This window comes from Halorubrum sp. SP9 (assembly GCF_005435015.1).
In the GTDB taxonomy this organism is placed as follows: Archaea; Halobacteriota; Halobacteria; order Halobacteriales; family Haloferacaceae; genus Halorubrum; species Halorubrum sodomense.
On record NZ_SGXU01000759.1, the window covers coordinates 1 to 222 of the forward strand.

The window sequence follows — 222 nt, forward strand, 5'->3', positions numbered from 1 at the left end:
CGCCCGCGTCGGTCACCTCGATATCCTCGGCGGCCGCGATCTCGCGGACCATCCCGCCGACCGCCTCGTCGGAGAGCGGCGAGAACCGGAAGACGGCGCACCGCGACTGGATCGGGTCGATGATCTTCGACGAGTAGTTGCACGAGAGGATGAACCGGGTGTTGTCGGAGAACTGCTCCATCGTCCGGCGCAGCGCCGACTGGGCGTCGTCGGTGAGGCTGT

At 67.6% G+C, this 222-nt stretch carries 1 pseudogene; it reads right to left on the reverse strand.

Annotation, left to right across the window (positions count from 1 at the left end):
* Nucleotides 1–222: pseudogene (gene rfc / locus EXE45_RS19230) on the reverse strand (replication factor C small subunit); the annotation flags it as partial.